The following is a 3,233-nucleotide window of genomic DNA, read 5'->3' on the forward strand; positions in this document are numbered from 1 at the left end:
AGAAGATGCAGGACGCCGAACGCGTCTTCCGCAAGACCGGCATAACCTTCGCCGTCTATGGCGAGCAGGAAGCTTCCGAGCGGCTGATCCCGTTCGATATCGTTCCACGCATCATTTCAGGCAATGAATGGCGGCGCCTCACGCAGGGCATCGAGCAGCGCGTGCAGGCGCTAAACGCCTTCCTCGACGACATCTACCACCGCCAGGAAATCCTGCGCGCAGGGCGCGTCCCCAGGGAATTGATCGCCAGGAACGAGGCCTTCCTGCCGGAGATGATCGGGGTCAGGCCGCCGGCCGGCGTCTACACCCACATCATCGGCGTCGACATCGTCCGCATCTCGGAGGACGAATTCTACGTGCTGGAGGATAATGCGCGCACACCGTCGGGCGTCTCCTACATGCTGGAGAACCGCGAGACGATGATGCAGCTGTTCCCCGAGCTGTTCCAGAAGATCAAGGTACGGCCGGTGGAAAACTACCCGCAGCTTCTGCGCCAGTCGCTGGCGGCGGTGCGGCCGCAAAGCACCAAGGGCGCGCCGACCATTGCGGTGCTGACGCCCGGCAGCTTCAACTCCGCCTATTTCGAACACGCCTTCCTCGCCGACCAGATGGGCGTGCAGCTGGTCGAAGGCCAGGATCTGCGCGTCGTCGACGGCCATGTCGCGATGCGCACGACCGAAGGCTACAAGCAGATCGATGTGCTCTACCGACGCGTGGACGATTCCTTCCTCGATCCGCTGACCTTCCGACCGGATTCGGCACTCGGCATACCCGGCATCATGGATGTCTATCGGGCCGGCAACATCACCATCGCCAATGCGCCGGGCACCGGCATCGCCGACGACAAGGCGATCTATTCCTACATGCCCGAGATCATCGAATTCTACACCGGCCGCAAGGCGATCCTGGGCAACATCCCAACCTGGCGCTGCTCGGAGCCCGACAGCCTGAAATACGTGCTCGAGCACATCGACGAGCTGGTGATCAAGGAAGTCCATGGTTCCGGCGGCTACGGCATGCTGGTCGGGCCGGCTGCGACCAAGAAGGAATGCGAGACCTTTGCCAAGAAACTCCAGGCAAAACCTTCGAATTACATCGCCCAGCCGACGCTGGCGCTGTCGACATGCCCGATCCTGACGGAAAAGGGGCTGGCGCCGCGCCATGTCGATCTCAGGCCTTATGTGCTGGTCTCCGATCGCATCCAGATCGTGCCCGGCGGCCTCACGCGTGTCGCGCTGAAGGAAGGCTCGCTGGTCGTGAATTCCTCGCAAGGCGGCGGGACGAAAGATACTTGGGTGCTGGATGATTAAAGCGAATAGCGAATAGTGAGTAGCGAATAGGGGAAGGAGGGCAGCAAGACGGCGATCAATTCTTACAGGGACCTAATTGTTTGGAAAGCGGCCGTCGAGTTGGCGGTGGATTGCTATTCGGTAACCAAAGCCTTTCCAAGCAGCGAAATCTACGGGATGACCTCTCAGATGCGGCGGTCTTCCGTATCAATTGCAGCAAACATCGCCGAAGGGCATGGGCGGGAGAGTACGGGATCATTCATTCAATTTCTGCGCATGGCGCAGGGATCTCTCAAAGAGTTGGAAACACACCTGATCTTGTCTGAAAAAGTAGGGTTGATGGTTGAAGCAGAGGTGGTGCGTTTGCTTAGCAAGGCCGATGAGATCGGGAAAATGCTACGTTCCATGATCAGGAGTTTGCAACAAAAATCATGAAGCTGATTTTCCCCTATTCGCTACTCACTATTCGCTATTCGCTCGAAATCGGGGCACGATGATGCTTCTCGGCCGCACCGCCAACGGGCTTTACTGGATGAATCGCTATATCGAGCGGGCGGAGAACATGGCGCGCTTGGTCGATGCCGGTTTGCGCATGGCGCTGACTCGTACCCAGAGTGCCTCGGAAGAGTGGAATTCGGTGCTGCTCAGCGCCGGTTCCGACGTCACCTTCAGCCAGAAATATTCTGACTATACCGCGGCCAACGTCGCCGACTTCCTGTTGCGCGACACGTCGAACCCGTCGAGCACGATGGCGTCGATCGAGACGGCCCGCAACAATGCCCGCATGGTGCGTACCGCGCTGACGCGCGAAACCTGGGAAAGCATCAACGAAGCCTGGATGTCGCTGAAGCGGATGCTGGCCAAGCCGATCGACGAGCGCGACCTGCCCAGCGTACTCGACGCCATCAAGCGCGAGACGGCGCTGATCCGCGGCTCGTTCTACGGCACCATGCTGCGCAACGAGATCTTCGACTTCTCGCAGCTCGGCACTTATGTCGAGCGCGCGGACAACACGGCGCGCATCCTCGACGTGAAATATTATGTGCTGCTGCCGTCGATCTCCTGGGTCGGCTCGACGCTCGACAATTATCAGTGGGAATCGATCCTGCGTTCGGTCTCGGCGCATCGCTCCTATCGCTGGGTCTACGACGCCGATTACAAGCCGACCAACATTGCCGATTATCTGATCCTCAATGTCCGCATGCCGCGCTCGCTGATGTTCTGCTATCGCTTCCTGTCGGAGCATCTGAAATTCCTCGGCGACGATTACGGCGAGCGCCATGCCTGCCACGCAACGGCCGAGAAGACGCAGACAATGCTGAGAGCCGGGTCGATCAAGGGCATATTCGACGCCGGCCTGCATGAATTCCTTGCCAATTTCATTCGCGACAACACCAAACTGGGCGAAGAGATCGCACAAGATTATCGGTTCAATTGAGCATGGTCCCGAAAGGTGGGAGCCGGTTTTCTCAGACAAATGAAACCGTTTGTCCGGAGATCGTGCTCACAAACGGAATAGAAGCATGCGGCTGAAGATCACCCATCGGACCGAATACCGCTACGACGCGCCGGTGCACTATCTGTTGCAGCGGCTGCGGCTGCTTCCGGTCAGCGGGTCGACGCAGACCGTTCTGTCCTGGGCCTTGACCATCGAAGGCGCGCGCGAAGAAGTTCGCTTTGTCGACCATTTCGGCAATGACACAAGGCTGCTAAGCGTCGAGGGCGAGCGCGACTTCATCACGGTGGAAGCATCAGGCGAAGTGGTGACACGCGACACCGCGGGTGTCTCGGGGCCGCACCAGGGCTTTACGCCGCTCTGGCTGTACAGCCATGAGACGCCATTGACGGCGATCGGCAGCGGTATCCGCGAACTCGCCGCATCGGTCGGCAAGGGCAGCGACATCGAAAGGCTGCACCGGCTGCTGGCTGTCATCGGCGAGCGCG

4 protein-coding genes are annotated in these 3,233 nt (G+C 59.4%); all 4 read left to right on the plus strand.

The genetic code is table 11. The annotated features are described in order from the left end of the window. Positions 1-1,310, plus strand: a 1,310-nt coding sequence (locus tag EN939_RS26810; RefSeq protein WP_164751243.1) for a circularly permuted type 2 ATP-grasp protein, incomplete at its 5' end; no start/stop codon positions are given. A 54-nt stretch (positions 1,311-1,364) separates the two neighbouring features. After that, a complete protein-coding gene (locus EN939_RS26815) occupies positions 1,365-1,724 on the plus strand; it encodes a four helix bundle protein (RefSeq protein ID WP_127270768.1) in 360 nt (119 codons plus the stop codon). 61 nt (positions 1,725-1,785) lie between these two features. After that, the gene (locus EN939_RS26820; protein ID WP_027036710.1) at positions 1,786-2,727 is read left to right on the plus strand and encodes an alpha-E domain-containing protein; all 942 of its coding nucleotides are present in this window, start codon (positions 1,786-1,788) and stop codon (positions 2,725-2,727) included. An 85-nt stretch (positions 2,728-2,812) separates the two neighbouring features. Continuing rightward, positions 2,813-3,233: transglutaminase N-terminal domain-containing protein (locus EN939_RS26825; RefSeq protein WP_272483113.1), on the plus strand; the 421-nt coding region annotated here is incomplete at its 3' end.

Source organism: Mesorhizobium sp. M7A.F.Ca.CA.002.05.1.1 (genome assembly GCF_003998335.1).
In the GTDB taxonomy this organism is placed as follows: domain Bacteria; phylum Pseudomonadota; class Alphaproteobacteria; order Rhizobiales; family Rhizobiaceae; genus Mesorhizobium.

Bases quoted from the DNA above. Each gene is read 5' to 3' on its own strand.
- EN939_RS26820 (WP_027036710.1), top strand. From the start codon at position 1,786: ATGCTTCTCGGCCGCACCGCCAACGGGCTTTACTGGATGAATCGCTAT.